Genomic DNA, 17913 nt, shown 5'->3' with positions numbered 1-17913 from the left:
CACCGGTTCAGAGCAAGAAGCGAACCATATCCGCGGTACGCGCCAGACCGGGCAGCGCCTCCGGCGTCGACCGTGGGTGCAGGGCGTGCACCGCGAGCCGGAACATGGCCGCGCGCAACAGCATCTGCGGCCACTCCGGCAGATCCGCCCAACGCTCCAGCAGCCCGTCATCGGCGCCGCCCCACGACAGCGCGTCCACGACCACCACACCTGCCGCCCACGACGCCGGGCGCCAGTACGGTGTGATGTCGCTGAGGCCGGGAGTGCCTGCGCCGGAGAACAATACGGTCCCGAACAGGTCTCCGTGCACCAGCTGCGCAGGCGTCCGCACCGGTTTACGCAACGTGGCCAGCTGGCCGATCAGCTCCATGCTGTGCCTGCCATCCGGTGACGTCGCGGGCATCGTCCCGCCCGCGCGCAGACTGCGCAACGGCACGGCCTCCCAGGCGGCGCGATCGGCGGCGACGAACACATCGACGTCCATCCACGGCGCGACCGGCGGCTGCACCAAGAACCGGGGTCGCTCGAGGTGCGCGGTAGCCGCATGCAGCCGCAGCGACACCGACACCACCTCATCATGGCGTGGTTCCGGCGTGCCTTCCAGGAAGGTGTCCGCCCGCCAGCCGGACACCACATAGCGCCCGTCGGTCGCGCGCACGGGGCGAGCCAGCCGCAACCCGTCGACTTTCAGTGTCTCGCGCACCTTCGCCGACCAGGCCGCCCTTGCGTGATCGGCGACCGGGCTGAGCACCACATCACCGAGGCGCCAGCCGCCTTCCCAATCGCCCAGCGCAATCGGCGTCACCTCGCGCAGGCCGAACGTGGCTCGCACATGCTCGGGAGGCTCCACAGACGTCACGGCCGTACCGTACTCCCGGCGACGCGCCCGAAACGGGCGCCGCGCCGGGAGTGCCGGCGATGCGCCGGGACGGTCAGTACACCGGTAGGGAGGGGTCGACCTGGTGTGCCCAGGCGATCACGCCGCCCTGTAGATGCGTGGCATCGGCGAACCCGGCGCGTTTGAGCGCGGCCAGCGCCTCCGCCGAGCGGATACCGGTCTTGCAGTGCAGCACGATCGGCCGGTTCTGCGGCAGCTCCGAGAGGGCCTCACCGGACAGGATGCGGTCCTTCGGAATCAACGTCGCGCCCTCGATGTGCACGATGTCCCATTCGACGGGCTCGCGGACGTCGACCAGATGCACCGGCTTGCCCGCATCGATCATCTCCTTGAGCTCGCGCGCGGTGATCGTGGAACCGGCGACGGCCGCCTGGCCTTCCTCGCTCACCACACCGCAGAACGCGTCGTAGTCGATCAATTCGGTGATCGGCTGACGTTCCGGATCGCGGCGCAGCTTGATGGTCCGGTAGGTCATGTCCAGTGCGTCGTACACCATCAGCCGACCGAGCAGCGGCTCACCGATACCGGTGATCAGCTTGATGGTCTCGGTCACCATGATCGAACCGATGGAAGCGCACAGCACGCCGAGCACCCCGCCCTCGGCGCAGGAGGGGACCATGCCCGGCGGCGGCGCCTCCGGGTACAGGTCGCGGTAGTTGATGCCGCGGCCGTCGGGGGCGTCCTCCCAGAACACCGACACCTGGCCCTCGAACCGGTAGATCGAACCCCACACGTACGGCTTGCCTGCCAGTACCGCGGCATCGTTGACCAGGTAGCGGGTGGCGAAGTTGTCGGTCCCGTCGACGATCAGGTCGTATTCGGAGAACAATTCGACGGCATTGTCCGGTTCCAGCCGGATCTTGTGCAGCCGCACGTCGATGCCGGAGTTGATCTCCAGAATCGAATCGCGAGCACTATCGGCCTTGGGACGGCCGATATCGGACTCGCCGTGGATGACTTGGCGCTGCAGGTTGGAGAGGTCGACCTCGTCGAACTCGACGATGCCGAGCGTGCCGACACCGGCGGCGGCCAGGTACAGCAGCGCAGGCGAGCCGAGCCCGCCCGCGCCGATCACCAGCACCTTGGCGTTCTTCAGTCGCTTCTGCCCGTCCATGCCCACATCGGGAATGATCAGGTGGCGGCTGTAGCGGGCGACCTCGTCCCTGGTCAGCTCCGCGGCCGGCTCGACCAATGGCGGCAGGGACTTCGGTGATGACACGTCCAGAACTCCTCGAATCGAATGGGCCGATCACGATGCGATGGCGCACGCCTGGGTGCGCTACCGGTGCAACACCGGGGACCCGGCCGTTCTTCCCCTGCCATGGTCCCGCATCAACGGCACCGGGCGACAACCGGCCCGGCCCGGTCAGCCGCGTGGGTAGGGCCAGGGATTGAACCGGCAGCGCTTGCCGTCCATCGGCACCACCCCATCGGGATCGAGGGTGGCGATGACGTTGTTCTCGGTACCGAAGGTCTGCTGCATCATCACCGGCGCCAGCCCGCCGTCGGTCTCGCAGGGCTGGTGCTGGTGGTAGCCGACGGCATGGCCGACCTCGTGGTTGACCAGATATTGCCGGTAGGAGCCGATATCGCCCTCGAAGGCGAGCGCGCCGCGCACCCAACGGGCCTCCGCCAGCACCACCCGGCCGAGGTCGGAGTTGTAGCACGACGAATCGATCTCGATCTCGAAACCGCATGAGGTGCGGGTCGTTTCGCGTGAAGTGAGCGAGACCCGGAAGTCCGGTTCGCCCTGGTCCACCCGACGGAAAGCGAACTTGCGGTCATGGGTCCAGCTCTTCGGATTGGCCAGGGTCGAGTCGACCATCTTCGCCACCGAGGCGTCACCGCCGTAGCCGGAGGTGTCCAGACCGTCTTCGATCTCGACGGTGTAGCTGAAGACGTACTCTTCGCCGGCCCCCACCTGGGCACTCGTGCCTGGAACCACCCGCCAGGTCCCGGCGCCGGTCTCCACGAACTGACCGCCCTCGGGCAGCATGCCGGTCGGCAGATCGTCGGGGAATTCGCCGTCACCGGGCGGTGCGCCGATGACACCCGCACTGGCCGCGGGCGGGCTCAACCGCCCGAAGCCTGGTTCACCCGAGGCCGCGGCCGGATCGGGCCCCGTGCGAACCGCGTCGACAACAACGATGACCGTCACCGCGAACAGCACCGGCAACGCGTAGGCCCGCCAGCCGTAGGTGGAGACGAATCGGCCGATGGCGCTCTGCTTCTTCACGTCACGGGGTGGTCGCGGGGTGCGTGATCGAGCCTTCTCATCCGGTGCGGTCGGGTCCCAGCGGGCGCGCAACGGCTGCCGGGAGCGGTCGGATGCGGGAGGATCCGGCCATGCCACGGTCGACGACACTGCGGAACCGGAGTCGTCGGAACCAGAGGGGCGGTGCGCATCGCGCCCGCCACCGGTCGGCATTTCCGGTCGGTCGGTCACGGGAAACAGACTCTCACAGTGCGAAAGGCCGCGGCACCGTGCATTGGCGGGCCGGCAGATCACTGGGAGATTTCTCACCGCTGGCGATGCATTTCTCACCCCCATCGGAAAGTGTGACGCGAGCGGGTATCGTGCTGTGGATAACCCGGTGCACACCCCTTTTGCCGGGGAATCGACTGGGAGATCCGAAATGACTGACCTCGTGGACCGGATGACGTCCCGCAGAACGTCGTCCGAGGCCATGACCCCGGCCAAGCGTGGCACCCGGCTGCCGCGCGACGAACGGCGAACGCAGCTGCTAGCCGCTGCCAGTGAGGTGTTCGTCCTACGTGGCTATCACGCCGCCGGGATGGACGAAATCTCGCAATGCGCGGGCGTCAGCAAGCCGGTGCTGTACCAGCACTTCACCAGCAAGCTGGAGCTATACGTCGCGGTCCTGCAGAGCTACGTCGACATGTTGGTGTCGAGTGTGCGTCAGGCACTGCGCTCGACCACCGACAACCGCCAGCGCGTACGTGCGGCGGTGCAGGCCTACTTCGACTTCGTCGACAACGAGATGCAGGGCTTCCGGCTCGTCTTCGAATCGGACCTGACCAGCGAGCCGCAGGTGCAGCGTCGCGTCGAGCAGGCCACCGAGGCGTGTGTGGACGCCGTCTTCGACCTGGTGGCCCACGACTCCGGCCTCGACCCGTACCGGGCCCGCATTCTCGCGGTCGGCCTGGTCGGCGCGAGCCAGTTCACCGCGCGGTACTGGCTGGAAGCCGACCGGCCAATCCCGAAGGACGAGGCCGTCGACACCACGGTCGCATTGGCATGGGGCGGGCTGTCCCACGTGCCACTGCACCCGATCGAGCAGGTGCTGCGAGCGCGCGACGACCAGCAGTAGGTAGCCCGAATACGACAGAGCCCCTGGCCTCCGGTTCCGGAAGCCAGGGGCTCTTCGTTCGGGTGGCTCTTTACACCGCGGCGAAACCGACGCGGCCGCCGGTGGCGGTGCCGATCTCGACGTAGGCGACCTTCGAGGCCTGGATCAGGAACTTGCGCCCCTTCTCGTCGGTCAGCGCGACGACACCGCTCTCACCGCTCAGGGCACCGGACACCAGCGCCTCGACCTCGTCGGGGGTCTGCGAGCTGGTGATGACGAGCTCGCGCGGGCTATCCGAAATACCGATCTTGACCTCCACGGCCAACCTCCGAACATAGAGTCGTGTGCTGTCGCACCAAGGCTAATGCAGCCTCCGAGCGTGCAAGCACCTGAGTGCCTGCGCTGTCAGCGAACAGCACCGCGCCGGCGTCGACCGGCTACTTCGGCTCGACGAGCTGGATCTCCAGTTCGACCTTCACCGCGTCGCTGAGCATGCCGGGCAGCGGGCCGCCGACACCGAAATCGGTGCGCTTGATCGTGCCGGTCGCGGAGAATCCGGCGTGGTTGTCGCCGGTGGCGCCGAACTCCCCGACCCCGCCCCATTCGACCTCGAGGGTGACCGGCTTGGTGATCTGCCCGAGCGTCGCCGCACCCTCCACCGTGAACGATTCCGCCACCTGCACCGGTTCGGTGGCCCGGAAGGTGAGGGTCGACCGGTTGGCCACATCGAGGAAGTCGGCGGTGCGGATGTGGGCATCACGATCGGCGTTGCCGGTGTCGAAGGAATCGAGGTAGATGGTGGCGGCGATGGTGGCCGCACCGGATTCGTCGACGACGAATTCGGTGTCGAACTTGCTGAAGCCGCCGCGCACCTTGGAGATGCCGAGGTGGCGGATGGTGAAGCCGACGGCGGAGTGGGCGGGGTCGAGCGCCCAGGAGCCGGGTCGCAGCTGCTGGGTCGCGGCGGTGGTTTCCGGAGTAGTGGTCATGGCTTCCACCATGAACGGACCGCAGTCCGGTAACCAGACCGCCGTTATCCTGGACCTGGCAGGGCGCGGATAACCGGCCCCCGACGAGGCACGATGGATGTCATGGCACGAAGCAGGTTCGCCGAATTCCTGGTCGCCCCGCGCGGAATTGCGGCCCGGTGACCTCGGCCTCCCCGAGGGGCGGCGCCGCAGGACACCTGGGCTGCGCCGCGAGGAAGTCGCCGTGCTGGCGGGGGTGAGCGCCGACTATCTGGCCCGCCTGGAGCAGGGACGCGACAACAATCCGTCACCCGCGGTCGTCGAGGCGCTCGCCGACGCGCTACTGCTGCGCGGTGAGGCGCGCTATCAGTTCAATATCCTGGCGCTGACCGCCGCCGACGGCACGCGCTGCCCCGGTGGGGACGCCGAGCCGGAGCATGTCCCGGAGACTGTTCAGCAAGTCCTGCGGGCACTCGCTCCGACGCCGGCCTTCGTCGTCGGCAGGCAGCTGAACGTGCTCGACTGGAACAGCGCCTGGGCGGATTTCGCGGCGCCGCTCGGGCTACTCGACGACGCTTCGCCCAACCTCGCTCGCTTCACCTTCACCCATCCGGCCGCATACCGGGTGCTGCGGAATTGGCAGCAGGCGGCGGATGCGTTCGCGGCGGCGCTCAACCGCGCGATGGTCCGCTGGCCCGCCGACGACAAGCTCCGCGACACCATCGACACGCTGCGGCGCCACCCCGCCTTCGCCGAACGCTGGACACCGCAGCGACTCAACGAGCCGACCGCGGCGCTGCTGCGTTTCGACCATCCGGCGCTCGGTGAGGTGGACGTGCCGTTCGAAACCCTGGAGACCACCAGCGATCAGAGCCTCGTCGTATGGCTCACCGACCGGGTCCAGGCAACCGGCCTGCACCTGGTCCGGGATCGCGCGGCCAACGAATAAGGCGCCGAGCCCGCGGATTTCCGTGCCGGAAGACGAACGCGTCGACGGCCGACGTCAGTGACGCGAGGTGCGGACGTGAATGCGCTCGCCCTGCTTGCCGAAAAGGCTCAGCACTTCGACACTCCCGCCGCCGGCCGCGCCGAACCAATGCGGAATCCGGCAGTCGAACTCGGCGGCCTCGCCTGCCCGCATCACGAAATCGCGATCGCCGAGCCGCACCCGCAGCAGTCCACGCAGCACATACAGCCATTCGTAGCCGGTGTGGGCGCGCAAGAACGGCTCTTCGTCATGCCCCGGAATGGTCATCTTATAGGCGCGTGGTTCGCCCTGATGCCGTGACAGCGGGATCAGCACCCGCCCAGCCGAATCCGATGCCCGCTGCGGCACCCGCGGGTCGACGATCCGGGGTGCGAACACGATCTCGTCGAGCGAAACGCCCAATGCCGCAGTGATCGGCAGCAGCAGTTCGAGGCTCGGTTTGCGCTGCCCGCATTCCAGCCGCGACAACGTGCTGGTCGAGATCCCGGTAAAGCGCGCGAGTTCGGCGAGACTGACGCCCTTCTTCTCTCGAACCCTTCGGAGCCGGCGCGAAATCTGATCGATAGCGGCGTCGACGCTCGGCTGCCTGTTCATGGGACCCAGTGGAGCAATCTGTCCCAGAATCAGCAACATTCTTTGCCGATTGCGCAAATCGTTCGCGAGTCTGTCGATGGAGGTGTACCGAATGATGACAACAACTATGGCCGACTCCCCCGCCACCCGGCGAACCGAAACGGTCAGCGACAACCGCGAATTCGTGTGGCGATCGGCGACAGGCGCGGCCCCGGCAACCTACAGCCCGACCCCGCTGGATGCGGGACTCACAGCGGCGGCCTACCTGTCCGGTATCGGAGGTGGTAACCGGTGACCGCCACAGAAACACTGGCGCCTCGGGCGATGCGGCCCGGCCGGCTGCCTGTCGGTGTATACCTGCTCGGATTCAGCCTCTTCGCGATGGGAACGGCCGAGTTCCTGCTGGCAGGTGTGCTGCCTGCGGTCGCAGACGATCTGGACACCACGCTGTCCTCGGCCGGGATGCTGATCACCGCGTTCGCATTGGGCGTCGTTTTCGGCGGGCCACCGATGGCGGTGATCGGACTGCGCTGGCCACGGCGTACCGCGTTGCTGGCCACGCAAGCGATCTTCGCGGCGGGCATCGTCGTCGGATTGGTCGGCAACTACCAGGTCTTGCTGGTCAGCAGGGTGGTCTCGGGAATCGCGTACGCGGGCTTCTTCGCGATCGCTTCGGTGACCGCGATCAGCTTGGTCACCCCGGACCGTAATGCCAGAGCCTCCGGTGTCGTGGTCAGCGGACTCAGCATCGCGATGGTCGCCGGCGGGCCCGCGGGCACGCTACTGAGTCATTTCACCGACTGGCGCGGCGGTTTCTGGGCGGTGGTCGCGCTGACATTCGCCGGCATGATCGGATGCAGGCTCGGGCTTCCCGCCGCCGATCCCGGTACCGGCCCGGCCACCCGGCCGAGCGTGTCTCGGGAGTTGCGCACCCTGCGCACACCACGGTTGTGGGGCATCTACGTGATCACGATCCTGACGACGGCCGCGTACATGATCACGTTCAACTACCTCGCCGCGATCCTCGCCGATATCACCGAGGTCGCCGAGATCTGGATCCCGGCGATCCTCGCGCTGTTCGGGGCCGGCGCTTTCGCAGGACTGTCGATCGGCGGGCGCATCTCCGATCAGCATCCACATCGGGCACTGTTGTCCGGCGCGGCCGCGATCGCAGTCCTGTCCGGGGTGATGGTCTTCGCCGTCGATCAGGTGTGGGCCGTGGTGCCAACGGTGTTCCTGATCGGTATCGCCGCGTTCCTGCTCAATCCGGCGCTGTACGGGCGCGTATTCACCATCGCCGCCGAGGCGCCCACCCTGGCGGGCGCTACCACCGTCTCGGCCTTCCAGCTCGGTATCAGCATCACGCCGGTACTGGCGGCGGTCACCCTCTCTCGGGGAGCACCGCTCACCTCGGTGAGCTGGATCGGAGCCGCGCTCGCGGTGGCTGCGATTCCGGTGATCCTCGCCGATAGAGCACGCATGCCCACGCCCGGCTAGCGGGCGAGGGCCTCGGGCCGCGCGGTGTGCACTACAGACCGAGCACCGACATCCGCTCGGCGTGGCTGTTCTGCATGCGCTCGAACAGGGTGGCGATGCCGTTGAGATCGCCGGTGGCGGCGAGGACCAGCTCGGTGAGCTCATCACGCTGGGCCATCACGTACTGGGCCTGGGTGATGGCCTCACCGAGTAGTCGTCGACCCCATAGCGTCAGCCGGTCACGCTCGGACCGGCTGGCGGCCACCGCGCGGCGCACCTCGTCGACCACGAACTCCGAATGCCCGGTCTCGGCCAGCACGTCACGCACCACGTCGGCGACATCGGGGCTGAGCACACCCGCGATCTCGCGGTAGAAGTCGGCGGCGATGCCGTCACCGACGTAGAACTTCACCATCGACTCGAGCCACGTCGACGGGTCGGTGGAGGCGTGGTAGGCGTCCAGCGCGCGCACGAACGGCGCCATCACATCGAAGATGTCGGCGCCGCGTTCGGACAGGGCCGCCTCGAGCAGATTGAAATGCTCCATCTCGGCGGCGGCCATCTTCGCCACCGCCACCTTGCCGCGGACGGTGGGCGAGAGCTTGGCCTCCTCGGCGAGCCGGTAGAACGCGGAGATCTCACCGTAGGCGAGCACCGCGAACAGATCGGTCACCCCGGGATGGTCGGCGGGAATGGACGGCGAAACCGGGCCGGTCGGCGAAACACCCAGCGCGGCAGGTGACTGTGCTCCCATGGCACACCAGCGTAGTACCCGGCTCGTGGCTCGTCGCGGTTCGTCCCCGATGCGCGAGCCGGGTAACGCGTGACAGCGGCGTCAGACCCCGGTGGTGAGGAACTTGTCCAGATGGGTCCAGGTCGTCTCGCGCGCGGCCGGGCCGGTCAGGATGCCGAGATGGCTGCCCGGGGCAGTCTCGTAGCGCACCGACGCGGCGCCGGTGAGCGTGTGCAGCCCGGCCTCGACAGCGGCGGCCGGTGTGATGACGTCGGTCGGCCCGCCGACGAGCAGGACCGGCGCGGTCACGTTCGCGAGCTCGATGCGCCGCTCTCCCAGCCGGACCACGCCGCGACCGATGTCGTTGGCGAGGATGAGCCTGCCCCAGAGCTGGCCGTAGAACCGACCCGGATAACCGGGCATCTCGGCCATGAACCGGTCGATGGTCTCCATCCGGGCCAGGGTTTCGGTGCGCGCGATATTGCTGGCGACGAACCACGGTCGCTTGAGCTCGCGCTCCCATGCGGTGGCCCGATAGGCGAGCCTGGTCAGACCGGCAGGCACACCACCGGCCGCGCGTACCGCGGTCGAGACAGCATGGCCGCCGGTGAGCTTCGCGACCGCGCGGAGCTGCGGGATACCGGTCATCTTGTCGTAGTCCAGCGGCGCCCCGACCGCGGTGATCGACCGGATCGGCAGCTGCGCGTTCGCCGCCGCCGTCAGCAGTGACAGCGTGCCGCCGAGCGACCAGCCGATCAGGTCGACGGGCACCCCGCCCCGATCGGCGGAAGCCCGCAGCACAGCCTCTGGCAGGATGTCGTCGATCCAGTCTTCGAAGCCCATCCCGCGATCGGCGAAGGTGATCTCGCCATAGTCGACCAGATAGGGCGCGCGGCCGGACTCCAGCAGGAAACGCGCCATGCTCTGGTCCGGTTGCAGGTCGAAACAGGTGGCCGGGGCGGCGAGCGGGGGTACGAGCAGCACCACGGATTCGGGTTCGGGCCGCTGCTGGGCCCCGTCGAAACGCATCAGCTTGCGATGCGGCTGGTCCCACAGCACCGTCGACGGCGCCGGATCGGGATCGGCCACCCCGGAGCCGAAGGTCAGCGCCCAGGCGTTGCGCGCGGCGAGGGTGACGGTGTCTGCGATGCTCACCACACGAATGTCTCACATCCGGTACCGGCGGTAACACCCAAGCCGCGGTCGCCTGGGCATCCGGGCCCGGACTGTCATCGATATCACCGATTCGCCACGCCCGATGAATTGCCGTGTCGCGCACCACGTTCGTCGGCGTGTACTCGGAAAATGAACTATTGGCCGGACATTTTCCACGCCGCCTTTTCGGGCCGAGCACAATATCACGCTACAATCACCACGGACAACGAAAATCTCGCGCCCGATCGCGTTACCCGATCACGTCCGGCACAGCTGCCGGCCCGGCGCGAAAGGCGATGTCCACGGAAAATGTGCGCGCACCAGATCCGCGTCACCGAAGCGCCGCGCCGATGTCTCCCAGGCAGCCCCCGATCAGGCGGGTACCGCTGACATCCGGCAGCCGGCCGGTGAGTATCACAGGCGGATACGTGGTCGTCGCGGACCGGCCGGTCCGCCCCACGCCTCGTGCGCGCGTGACGCGATAACGAGGAAGGCCCGAACCCTGAGCAAGATCACAGTCGAACAGGAACCCGGACTGGCAGACACCCTGCTGACGGCAGAACTGGACGAAACACATACCGCCCCGACATTCACCGAATTGGGCGTCCGCGAGGAAATCGTGCGCGCGCTCGGCGAGATCGGAATCGAACGTACCTTCGCCATCCAGGAACTCACCCTGCCGTTGGCGCTCGCCGGTGAAGACCTCATCGGCCAGGCCCGCACCGGCATGGGCAAGACATTCGGATTCGGTGTGCCGCTGCTGCACCGCATCGCCACCGCCGAATCGGGCACGACCCCGCTGGACGGAACGCCGCGGGCACTGGTCATCGTGCCGACCCGCGAACTCTGCCTGCAGGTCACCAAGGACCTGGAAAACGCGAGCAAATACCTGACCAATCATCAGGGCCCGCTGAAGGTGGTCTCCATTTACGGTGGCCGCCCCTACGAGGCGCAGATCGAAGCGCTGCGCGCGGGCGTCGACGTCATCGTCGGCACGCCGGGCCGACTGCTGGACCTGGCGAATCAGCAGCATCTGATCCTCGGCAAGGTCGGCGTGCTCGTGCTGGACGAGGCCGATGAAATGCTCGATCTCGGCTTCCTGCCCGATATCGAACGCATTCTGAGCATGGTGCCGGATAAACGGCAGACCATGCTGTTCTCGGCCACCATGCCGGGTCCGATCATCACTCTCGCCCGCACATTCCTCACCCGGCCGACCCATATCCGGGCCGAGGAGCCGCACGATTCCGCGGTGCACGATCGCACCGCGCAGTTCGTCTACCGGGCGCACGCACTGGACAAGAGCGAATTGGTCGCGCGAGTGCTGCAGGCCGAGAGCCGCGGCGCCACCATGATCTTCACCCGCACCAAACGCACCGCGCAGAAGGTCGCCGACGATCTCGCCGACCGCGGCTTCGCGGTAGGCGCGGTCCACGGTGACCTCGGTCAGATCGCCCGTGAGAAGGCGCTGGCCAAGTTCCGCAAGGGCACCATCGACGTGCTGGTCGCCACCGACGTGGCCGCACGCGGTATCGATATCGACGACGTCACCCACGTCGTCAACTATCAGTGCCCGGAAGACGAGAAGACCTACGTGCATCGCATCGGCCGCACCGGCCGCGCGGGCCGCACCGGTGTCGCGGTGACGCTGATCGATTGGGACGAGCTCAACCGCTGGTCGGCCATCAACAGCGCGCTCGGCCTCGACATCCCCGAGCCGGTGGAGACGTATTCGCGGTCGCCGCATCTGTTCTCGGACCTGGGCATCCCCGAGGGTGTCACCGGCACGATCCGCAAGCCCAAGCGGGAACGCGAGGAGGACGCGGAGGTCGTCGAACGGCCCGAGCGCACCCCGCGCAAGCGCAACCGCAGGCGTACCCGCGCCGGTCAGCCGCTCGATGGTGATGCCGCGACGACCACCGGCGACAGCACGGTCAGCGAGCAGACCGACGCCGACAACGGCTCGGGCCCGGCCGAGGGCGACGCCGCCGAGGGCGAGCGTCCCGGCCGCCGCAGGCGCAGGCGTCGCAAGCCCGCGACGGAGACCGAGGCAGGCGAAGCCAACTCCAACGGCACCGCCGAGACCAACGGCACCGCGGAGGCGGGCGTTGCCGACGCAGGCGAGCCCGAGGGCAGCAACTCCGAGTCCGCTGGTGAGCAGCCCGCGCGGCGCAGGCGCCGCCGCCGCAAGCCTGCAGGCGAAACCACCGTGGACGCCTCCACCGCGGAGGCGACCGCTCCGGTCGAGGCGAGCAGCGCCGCCGGCGTTTCCGCCTGATCGAAGACCGCTGATGCTGGTGGGCGCCAAGTGCGCCCACCAGCATTTTTCGTGGGCGGACAGGGCGGAAGGCAGCGGGCGACCAGCCAGCCGCAGGGCAAGGTGATGTCGTCCGCGCTCAGCTCGATCGGCTAATCTCGCACACGTGCTCGCACCCGAGCGGCGGACCCGCGCCGACATCATCATCGCGGTCGCGATCGCCCTTGTCCTGGCGATCGCGGCTCTCGTGGTGTGGGTCCGATCGGATGCGCGCGGGACCGATTCGGTCACTGCGGCAGAGCCGGTCGACACCCCACCCGCCGTGTCTGTGCTGCCCACGGAGCTGCGCGAACTCTGGCACGCGCCCGACGGGGCGAGCACCGAGGCGCTCACCTCGGGTGGTGTGGTGGTCACCGGCGACGGTGGCACTGTCACCGGGCGTGATCCGCGCACCGGCGACGAGCTGTGGCATTACCGGCGCGATATCCCGCTGTGTGGCGTGCAGTCGCAGTTCGGCACCGTGATCGCGGTCTATCGCGACGATCGCGGATGCAGTCAGACCGCCATGCTGCTCGGTGCCGACGGCTCGCGCAGCATTGCTCGCAGCAGCTATATGGACTCCTCCATCGAACTCTCGGTCGACGGCACCTATGTGCTGGCGCAAGGCCCCAAGCGGCTCGAGATGTGGCGCTCGGATCTGGTGCGAACACTCGAGTACGGCTACGTCAACGCGAAAGAAATCCCCAAATCCCAGCCGCGCCAGGGATGTTCGCTGATATCCGCCGCGTCGAGCCCATCGCGCCTCGCCGTGCTGGAACGCTGCCCCGGCGATGCGACCAATCGCCTGACGACACTCGACCCGGCACCCAAGGATTTCCGTGTTCCCAAGGAATTCGGTTCGCACGTACTGACGGGCCCCGGTTCTGACTCCCCCGACGCGCGCGTGATCGCGGTGTCGGACGACCGGATCGTGCTGTACCAACCCGGCACCACAGCGCCCGAACCCACACAGCCGCGGCTGTCGGTGTTCGATTCCTCCGGTAATCCCTTGGTGGTGCACGAGCTTTCGGCCCCGCTGGCCGATACCGCGACCACGACCGAGATCAGTACGGCGTACATGGTTTTCACCGGCAACAGCCTGATCGCCCTGAACGGCAAAACTTTCGACCCGATGTGGACCGCGGCAGGCGCACTCGGCAGCCCGGCATTGATGGGTAGCCACATTCTGATGCCCGTCGACGGCGCCATCGTCGAGCTCGATCCGGCCACCGGCGCGCAGATCACCCGAATTCCGGTCGAGCGCAAGGGATACGACGGATCTCCCATCGCACTGGGCACGATCGGTGACGTGGTGCTCGAGCACCGCGACGGTCAGCTGTTCGCGTTCGGCTGAGGACACGGCACAGTGTGTCGGTCCCCCCTGCCACACTCACCGATATGAGCGGGGAGACAAGATCACGGGCCGCCATCGTGGCGTCGATCACCGACTGCGGCGATGCGGGGGCGAGAGGCGCGAATCCCCCGTTCGCCCGGCGTAGGCGTGCCCGGCTCCCTCGGTGTAGCTCATGATGGACCCTATGTCCGATCTCGAGCATGCCCGGCTGGTACTCCTGCGCCATGGCGAGACCACATGGTCGTCGCAGCGACGCCATACCGGAAACACCGATCTGCCACTCACCGAACTCGGCGAACAGCAGGCGCTGGCCGCGCGAGCGTTGCTCGCGGGATTGAAGCTGCGCGACCCACTGGTACTCACCAGCCCACGCAAACGGGCGCAGCACACCGCCGAACTGGCCGGGCTCGGCGACGCCGTCATCGACGACGACCTCACCGAATGGGATTACGGCGACTACGAGGGCCGCACCACCGCGCAGATCCGGGAGACCGCGCCGGACTGGACCATCTGGACCGGCACGGTGCCCGGCGGGGAGTCCGCCGAACAGGTCACCGCGCGCGCCGATCGAGAACTGGCGAGTGTCGAGCCGCAATTGCCGCGACGGGATGTGGTGCTGGTCGGGCACGGGCATTTCTCCCGGGCACTGATCGCCCGCTGGTGCGAGTTCGACATCCGTGAGGGCAGGCGGTTCGCCATGTCGACGGGCGCGGTCAGCATTCTCGGTTACGACCACGGCGCCCGCACCGTCCGCGCCCACAACCTCGTCCCCGCCGAAGGAGCCGACCAGTGACCGGCCCCGATACCGCCATCCGCCGCGCCGCCCCCGGGGATGTGCCCGCCTTGGTGAAACTCGTCTACGACCTCGCCGAATACGAGAAGGCCAGGCACGAGTGCACCCTCACCGCCGAGCAGCTGCACGCCGCGCTGTTCGGGCCGGCACCGGCACTGTTCGCCCACGTCGCCACCGTGGACAGCGAAGTGGTCGGCTGTGCGATCTGGTTCCTGAACTACTCCACCTGGGACGGCGTACACGGCATCTACCTGGAGGATCTCTACCTCACGCCGGAAACGCGCGGCACGGGGCTCGGCAAGGCGCTGATCGCGGCGCTGGCCGAGGAGGCCGTCCGCAACGGCTACAGCCGCGTCTCGTGGTCGGTACTCACCTGGAATACGCCGTCCATCGACTTCTACGAGGCCATCGGCGCCGACGTACAGGACGACTGGGTCGGCTACCGGCTCACGGGTGCGGCGCTGACCGCGCTGGCGGGGGGCCGGTGAAGGAGCTGTCGATGCCGGACCGCTGGCCGGTCACCGAGGCCGAAGCCGTGGCGATGCAGGACGAACTGCGCCCGCTGGTCCGCACCGAGAACCCGCGGGCGCCGGAGTTCGCCACCATCGCCGGGCTCGACTCCGCCTATCACGACGACGGCACCGTCGCCGCCGCAATCGTCGTCGTGGACGCCGCGACCTTGGACACCGTGGAAAGCGCCGTCGGCTACGGAACCACCGAGTTCCCCTACATCCCCGGCCTGCTCTCGTTCCGGGAAATGCCGACCACGATCAGCGCGCTCGAACAGCTCGACACCACCCCTGATCTGCTGGTCTGCGATGCACAGGGCCTGGCCCACCCGCGTCGGTTCGGCTTCGCCTGCCATATAGGCGTCGTGACCGGACTGCCGACGATCGGTGTCGCGAAATCCGCCTGGGGCGAGTGCCCGGAGCCCGGCCCCGACCGCGGCGCACGCACCGACATCACCATCGACGGCGATGTGGTCGGCCGCGTACTGCGCACCCGCGCCGGGGTGAAGCCGGTATTCGTCTCGGTCGGTCACCTCGTCGACCTGGACACCGCCTGCGCGCAGGTCCTCGCGCTGACGCCGAAGTACCGGTTACCGGAGACGACCCGTCGTGCCGATCACCTGTGCCGTCAGGCGCTGCGGGATGCAATCGCGGGCTGACCGCGGCGGCGCCGGCCCGTCTCGATCGTTCGGCAGGGGCCCGGACCAGGACACGCCCGTTCGACGGAGGCTCTCAGTCGGTGTCGATCCCGTACTCGCGCGCCATCCAGCGGCTGGTGGCCGGGGTGAACAGCAAGACCAGCGCACCGACCACCACCACGCCGAGCAGGGCCCCGTAGAACGGTTGATGCGAATCGGTCAGCAGCGACCACACCACCGGCAACAGCAGCAGCTGCGCGATGACCGCGATGGCCCGCCCCCACCGGTGCCCGAGCAGCAAACCGACACCCGCCGCGAGCACCGCGCCACCGAGGATCACGAACCATGCGGCGGTGCCGTACCCGCTGGCCTGGCTCTGGTCATGACCGAGCAGACCGCGCACCACCAGCACGATCGCCACCGTCACCGCGACGGCGCCTTCCAATGCCACCAGCCCACCGGCACCACGCACCGTGCCAGGCACCGTTCCGACGTCATCTCGCTCAGCCACCCGACCAGGGTAGGTCGCGGACCGTGCGGCCGTGGCATCGGCCGAGCCGGTAACTCCGCTGAACTAAGGTGCGTAGGTGCGGACGTTGTTGATCGTGAATCCGAATGCCACCTCTACCACCGCGGCCACCAGGGATCTGCTGGCGCACGCGCTGGAGAGCCGGACGCAATTGACCGTCGCCCATACCCAGCATCGAGGCCACGCCGCGGAACTGGCCCAGTGGGCCGCGACCAACGAGATGGACCTGATCGTGGTGCACGGCGGCGACGGCACCGTCAACGAGACGATCAACGGATTCCTGCCGCTGCCCCAGGTCGACGACGGACAGGTGTGGCGCCCCAGGCTCGGTGTGATCCCCGGCGGGTCCGCCAACGTCTTCGCCCGCGCCCTCGGCCTCAAACCCGACCCGGTCGCTGCCACCAATCAGCTCATCGACTTGCTGTCGGTGAACGACGATCGACGCATCGGGCTCGGCATCGCCGATGATCGCTGGTTCTGTTTCAGCGCGGGTGTCGGCTTGGACGCCGATGTCTGCGAGGCCATCGACGCCAGCCGCGCCAAGGGTCACGCCGCCACCCCGGTGCGCTATCTGGCGACCACGGTGCGCCAGTTCTTCCGGGCCAAACGGCACCAGCCCGAGGCCACCGTGACCGTGCCGGGACACAAACCTGTCGAAGGTGTGCGCTATGCGTTCGTGACCAACACCAGTCCGTGGACCTTCCTGAACTCCACCCCCGTGCGCACCAACCCCGGCACCGCCTTCGAAACCGGGCTCGGCGTGTTCGCCATGGGATCCATGGCGGTGTTGCCGACATTGCGGCTGGCCGGCCAACTTCTGGCACCGGGCGGAAACCCGAAGTCACGCAAATTGTTTCGCGAGGACGACGTCACCTCGGTACGAATCGAGACCGATCAGGAGATCGGCCTGCAAATCGATGGCGACTTTATCGGCAAACGCAACGTGGTGGATTTCACCGCGGTCCCCGACGTCCTGGAAGTCGTAGCACCGCGCCCGGCCTGAGACTCGCCGGGGTGAGAAGCATCGCTGTTGTGCTGCGAAAACCCGGCGGAGCGAGTACAAAGGACCGGGCAGGCTCCCCTTGCGGGACCTTCATAGCGTGAGCTTCCCCACGGTGCACCAAGTACCTATTGACATCTACGGTGTTCGTGAAAGCATTCACAAGCAACCGTGCGGAAATCTTCAGGTCGCACAAGTTAACGATCCACAAACCATCGGCGCCATTTGTGGCGCCCAGTTAAAGGAGCAGAGGAATGGACTGGCGCCACAAGGCCATCTGTCGCGACGAGGATCCCGAACTGTTCTTCCCGGTGGGTAACAGTGGTCCGGCGCTCGCGCAGATTGCCGATGCCAAGCTGGTCTGCGCTCGCTGCCCCGTCACCGCCGACTGCCTGTCGTGGGCCCTGAAGTCCGGACAGGATGCCGGCGTGTGGGGAGGTATGAGCGAGGACGAGCGTCGGGCGCTCAAGCGTCGCAACGCGCGCACCCGCACCCGCACGGTCGTCTGACCTGATCGGTCAGACGAGCGATTCCGGCCCCAGCCCGGACCGGAATCGCGTTCGGCCCGGCACCCTCGAGGTGCCGGGCTTGCTTGTTTTTGCGGCGCCTGCGGCACCGCGTGTTCGCGGCCCCTTTGTGTCTCGCGTCTCCGGTGCCGCTGCTTGCCTTCGGCTTGCGCAGCGGCACCGGAG

General features: G+C 67.8%; 20 protein-coding genes. 11 read left to right on the top strand and 9 right to left on the bottom strand.

Annotated features, from left to right (window positions below):
- Positions 1-7: 7 nt before the first annotated feature.
- The 3 genes from ACFXNW_RS29705 to ACFXNW_RS29695 all read right to left on the bottom strand — a co-directional run bounded on the left by ACFXNW_RS29705 (position 8) and on the right by ACFXNW_RS29695 (position 3326).
- Complete coding sequence (locus ACFXNW_RS29705) at positions 8-859, bottom strand: TIGR02569 family protein (RefSeq protein WP_379421120.1); 852 nt, start codon at positions 857-859, stop codon at positions 8-10.
- 73 nt (positions 860-932) lie between these two features.
- Positions 933-2117 carry an adenylyltransferase/sulfurtransferase MoeZ gene (gene moeZ / locus ACFXNW_RS29700; RefSeq protein ID WP_379421119.1) on the bottom strand — a complete coding sequence of 395 codons (1185 nt, stop codon included), beginning with the start codon at positions 2115-2117 and terminating at the stop codon, positions 933-935.
- 147 nt (positions 2118-2264) lie between these two features.
- On the bottom strand, positions 2265-3326 hold the full coding sequence (locus ACFXNW_RS29695) for a DUF3152 domain-containing protein (protein ID WP_379421161.1): 1062 nt from the start codon (positions 3324-3326) through the stop codon (positions 2265-2267).
- Between the two features lie 208 nt (positions 3327-3534).
- On the opposite strand from ACFXNW_RS29695, the gene ACFXNW_RS29690 reads away from it, so the two are divergent.
- The gene (locus ACFXNW_RS29690) at positions 3535-4230 is read left to right on the top strand and encodes a TetR/AcrR family transcriptional regulator (protein WP_379421118.1); all 696 of its coding nucleotides are present in this window, start codon (positions 3535-3537) and stop codon (positions 4228-4230) included.
- A 70-nt stretch (positions 4231-4300) separates the two neighbouring features.
- Here the strand turns inward: ACFXNW_RS29690 and ACFXNW_RS29685 are convergent, their stop codons facing one another.
- Both ACFXNW_RS29685 and ACFXNW_RS29680 read right to left on the bottom strand, forming a co-directional pair.
- Positions 4301-4528: a DUF3107 domain-containing protein gene (locus ACFXNW_RS29685; protein WP_379421117.1), complete on the bottom strand. Its 228-nt coding sequence runs from the start codon at positions 4526-4528 to the stop codon at positions 4301-4303.
- Between the two features lie 118 nt (positions 4529-4646).
- Positions 4647-5198 (bottom strand): YceI family protein, encoded by a 552-nt coding sequence (locus tag ACFXNW_RS29680; protein ID WP_379421116.1) that lies wholly within the window; start codon positions 5196-5198, stop codon positions 4647-4649.
- 97 nt (positions 5199-5295) lie between these two features.
- On the opposite strand from ACFXNW_RS29680, the gene ACFXNW_RS29675 reads away from it, so the two are divergent.
- Positions 5296-6126, top strand: a complete 831-nt coding sequence (locus tag ACFXNW_RS29675; RefSeq protein ID WP_379421115.1) for a helix-turn-helix transcriptional regulator — start codon at positions 5296-5298, stop codon at positions 6124-6126.
- 54 nt (positions 6127-6180) lie between these two features.
- Here the strand turns inward: ACFXNW_RS29675 and ACFXNW_RS29670 are convergent, their stop codons facing one another.
- Entirely contained in the window at positions 6181-6759 is a 579-nt protein-coding gene (locus ACFXNW_RS29670; protein WP_379421114.1) for a helix-turn-helix domain-containing protein, read from the bottom strand.
- A gap of 91 nt (positions 6760-6850) precedes the next feature.
- On the opposite strand from ACFXNW_RS29670, the gene ACFXNW_RS29665 reads away from it, so the two are divergent.
- Positions 6851-7033 (top strand): hypothetical protein, encoded by a 183-nt coding sequence (locus tag ACFXNW_RS29665; RefSeq protein WP_379421113.1) that lies wholly within the window; start codon positions 6851-6853, stop codon positions 7031-7033.
- Entirely contained in the window at positions 7030-8235 is a 1206-nt protein-coding gene (locus ACFXNW_RS29660) for an MFS transporter (RefSeq protein ID WP_379421112.1), read from the top strand. The genes ACFXNW_RS29665 and ACFXNW_RS29660 overlap by 4 nt, the downstream gene beginning before the upstream one ends.
- A gap of 31 nt (positions 8236-8266) precedes the next feature.
- Here ACFXNW_RS29660 and ACFXNW_RS29655 read toward each other — a convergent pair whose 3' ends face one another.
- Together ACFXNW_RS29655 and ACFXNW_RS29650 are read right to left on the bottom strand one after the other, a co-directional pair.
- Complete coding sequence (locus ACFXNW_RS29655; RefSeq protein WP_379421111.1) at positions 8267-8968, bottom strand: ferritin-like fold-containing protein; 702 nt, start codon at positions 8966-8968, stop codon at positions 8267-8269.
- Between the two features lie 81 nt (positions 8969-9049).
- The gene (locus ACFXNW_RS29650; protein ID WP_379421110.1) at positions 9050-10102 is read right to left on the bottom strand and encodes an alpha/beta hydrolase; all 1053 of its coding nucleotides are present in this window, start codon (positions 10100-10102) and stop codon (positions 9050-9052) included.
- A 481-nt stretch (positions 10103-10583) separates the two neighbouring features.
- Between ACFXNW_RS29650 and ACFXNW_RS29645 the strand changes: the two genes are divergently transcribed.
- The 5 genes from ACFXNW_RS29645 (at position 10584) to ACFXNW_RS29625 (ending at position 15713) form a co-directional block, all read left to right on the top strand.
- A complete protein-coding gene (locus tag ACFXNW_RS29645) occupies positions 10584-12380 on the top strand; it encodes a DEAD/DEAH box helicase (RefSeq protein ID WP_379421160.1) in 1797 nt (598 codons plus the stop codon).
- A 145-nt stretch (positions 12381-12525) separates the two neighbouring features.
- Entirely contained in the window at positions 12526-13752 is a 1227-nt protein-coding gene (locus tag ACFXNW_RS29640; protein WP_379421109.1) for a hypothetical protein, read from the top strand.
- A 175-nt stretch (positions 13753-13927) separates the two neighbouring features.
- The gene (locus ACFXNW_RS29635; protein WP_379421159.1) at positions 13928-14545 is read left to right on the top strand and encodes an acid phosphatase; all 618 of its coding nucleotides are present in this window, start codon (positions 13928-13930) and stop codon (positions 14543-14545) included.
- Positions 14542-15033, top strand: a complete 492-nt coding sequence (locus tag ACFXNW_RS29630; protein WP_379421108.1) for a GNAT family N-acetyltransferase — start codon at positions 14542-14544, stop codon at positions 15031-15033. The genes ACFXNW_RS29635 and ACFXNW_RS29630 overlap by 4 nt, the downstream gene beginning before the upstream one ends.
- A gap of 11 nt (positions 15034-15044) precedes the next feature.
- Positions 15045-15713 (top strand): endonuclease V, encoded by a 669-nt coding sequence (locus tag ACFXNW_RS29625; protein ID WP_379421107.1) that lies wholly within the window; start codon positions 15045-15047, stop codon positions 15711-15713.
- A gap of 73 nt (positions 15714-15786) precedes the next feature.
- On the opposite strand, the gene ACFXNW_RS29620 is transcribed toward ACFXNW_RS29625, so the two are convergent.
- Entirely contained in the window at positions 15787-16203 is a 417-nt protein-coding gene (locus tag ACFXNW_RS29620) for a hypothetical protein (protein ID WP_379421106.1), read from the bottom strand.
- Between the two features lie 76 nt (positions 16204-16279).
- Here ACFXNW_RS29620 and ACFXNW_RS29615 point away from each other — a divergent pair, with 76 nt between their 5' ends.
- Positions 16280-17224, top strand: a complete 945-nt coding sequence (locus ACFXNW_RS29615; protein WP_379421105.1) for a diacylglycerol/lipid kinase family protein — start codon at positions 16280-16282, stop codon at positions 17222-17224.
- A 251-nt stretch (positions 17225-17475) separates the two neighbouring features.
- Positions 17476-17730 (top strand): WhiB family transcriptional regulator, encoded by a 255-nt coding sequence (locus ACFXNW_RS29610; RefSeq protein WP_011211115.1) that lies wholly within the window; start codon positions 17476-17478, stop codon positions 17728-17730.
- Positions 17731-17913: the final 183 nt, after the last annotated feature.

Origin of the sequence: Nocardia sp. NPDC059180 (assembly GCF_042754945.1) — a bacterium.
Lineage (GTDB): Bacteria > Actinomycetota > Actinomycetes > Mycobacteriales > Mycobacteriaceae > Nocardia.
This window is presented reverse-complemented; position numbering and strand designations above follow the sequence as displayed.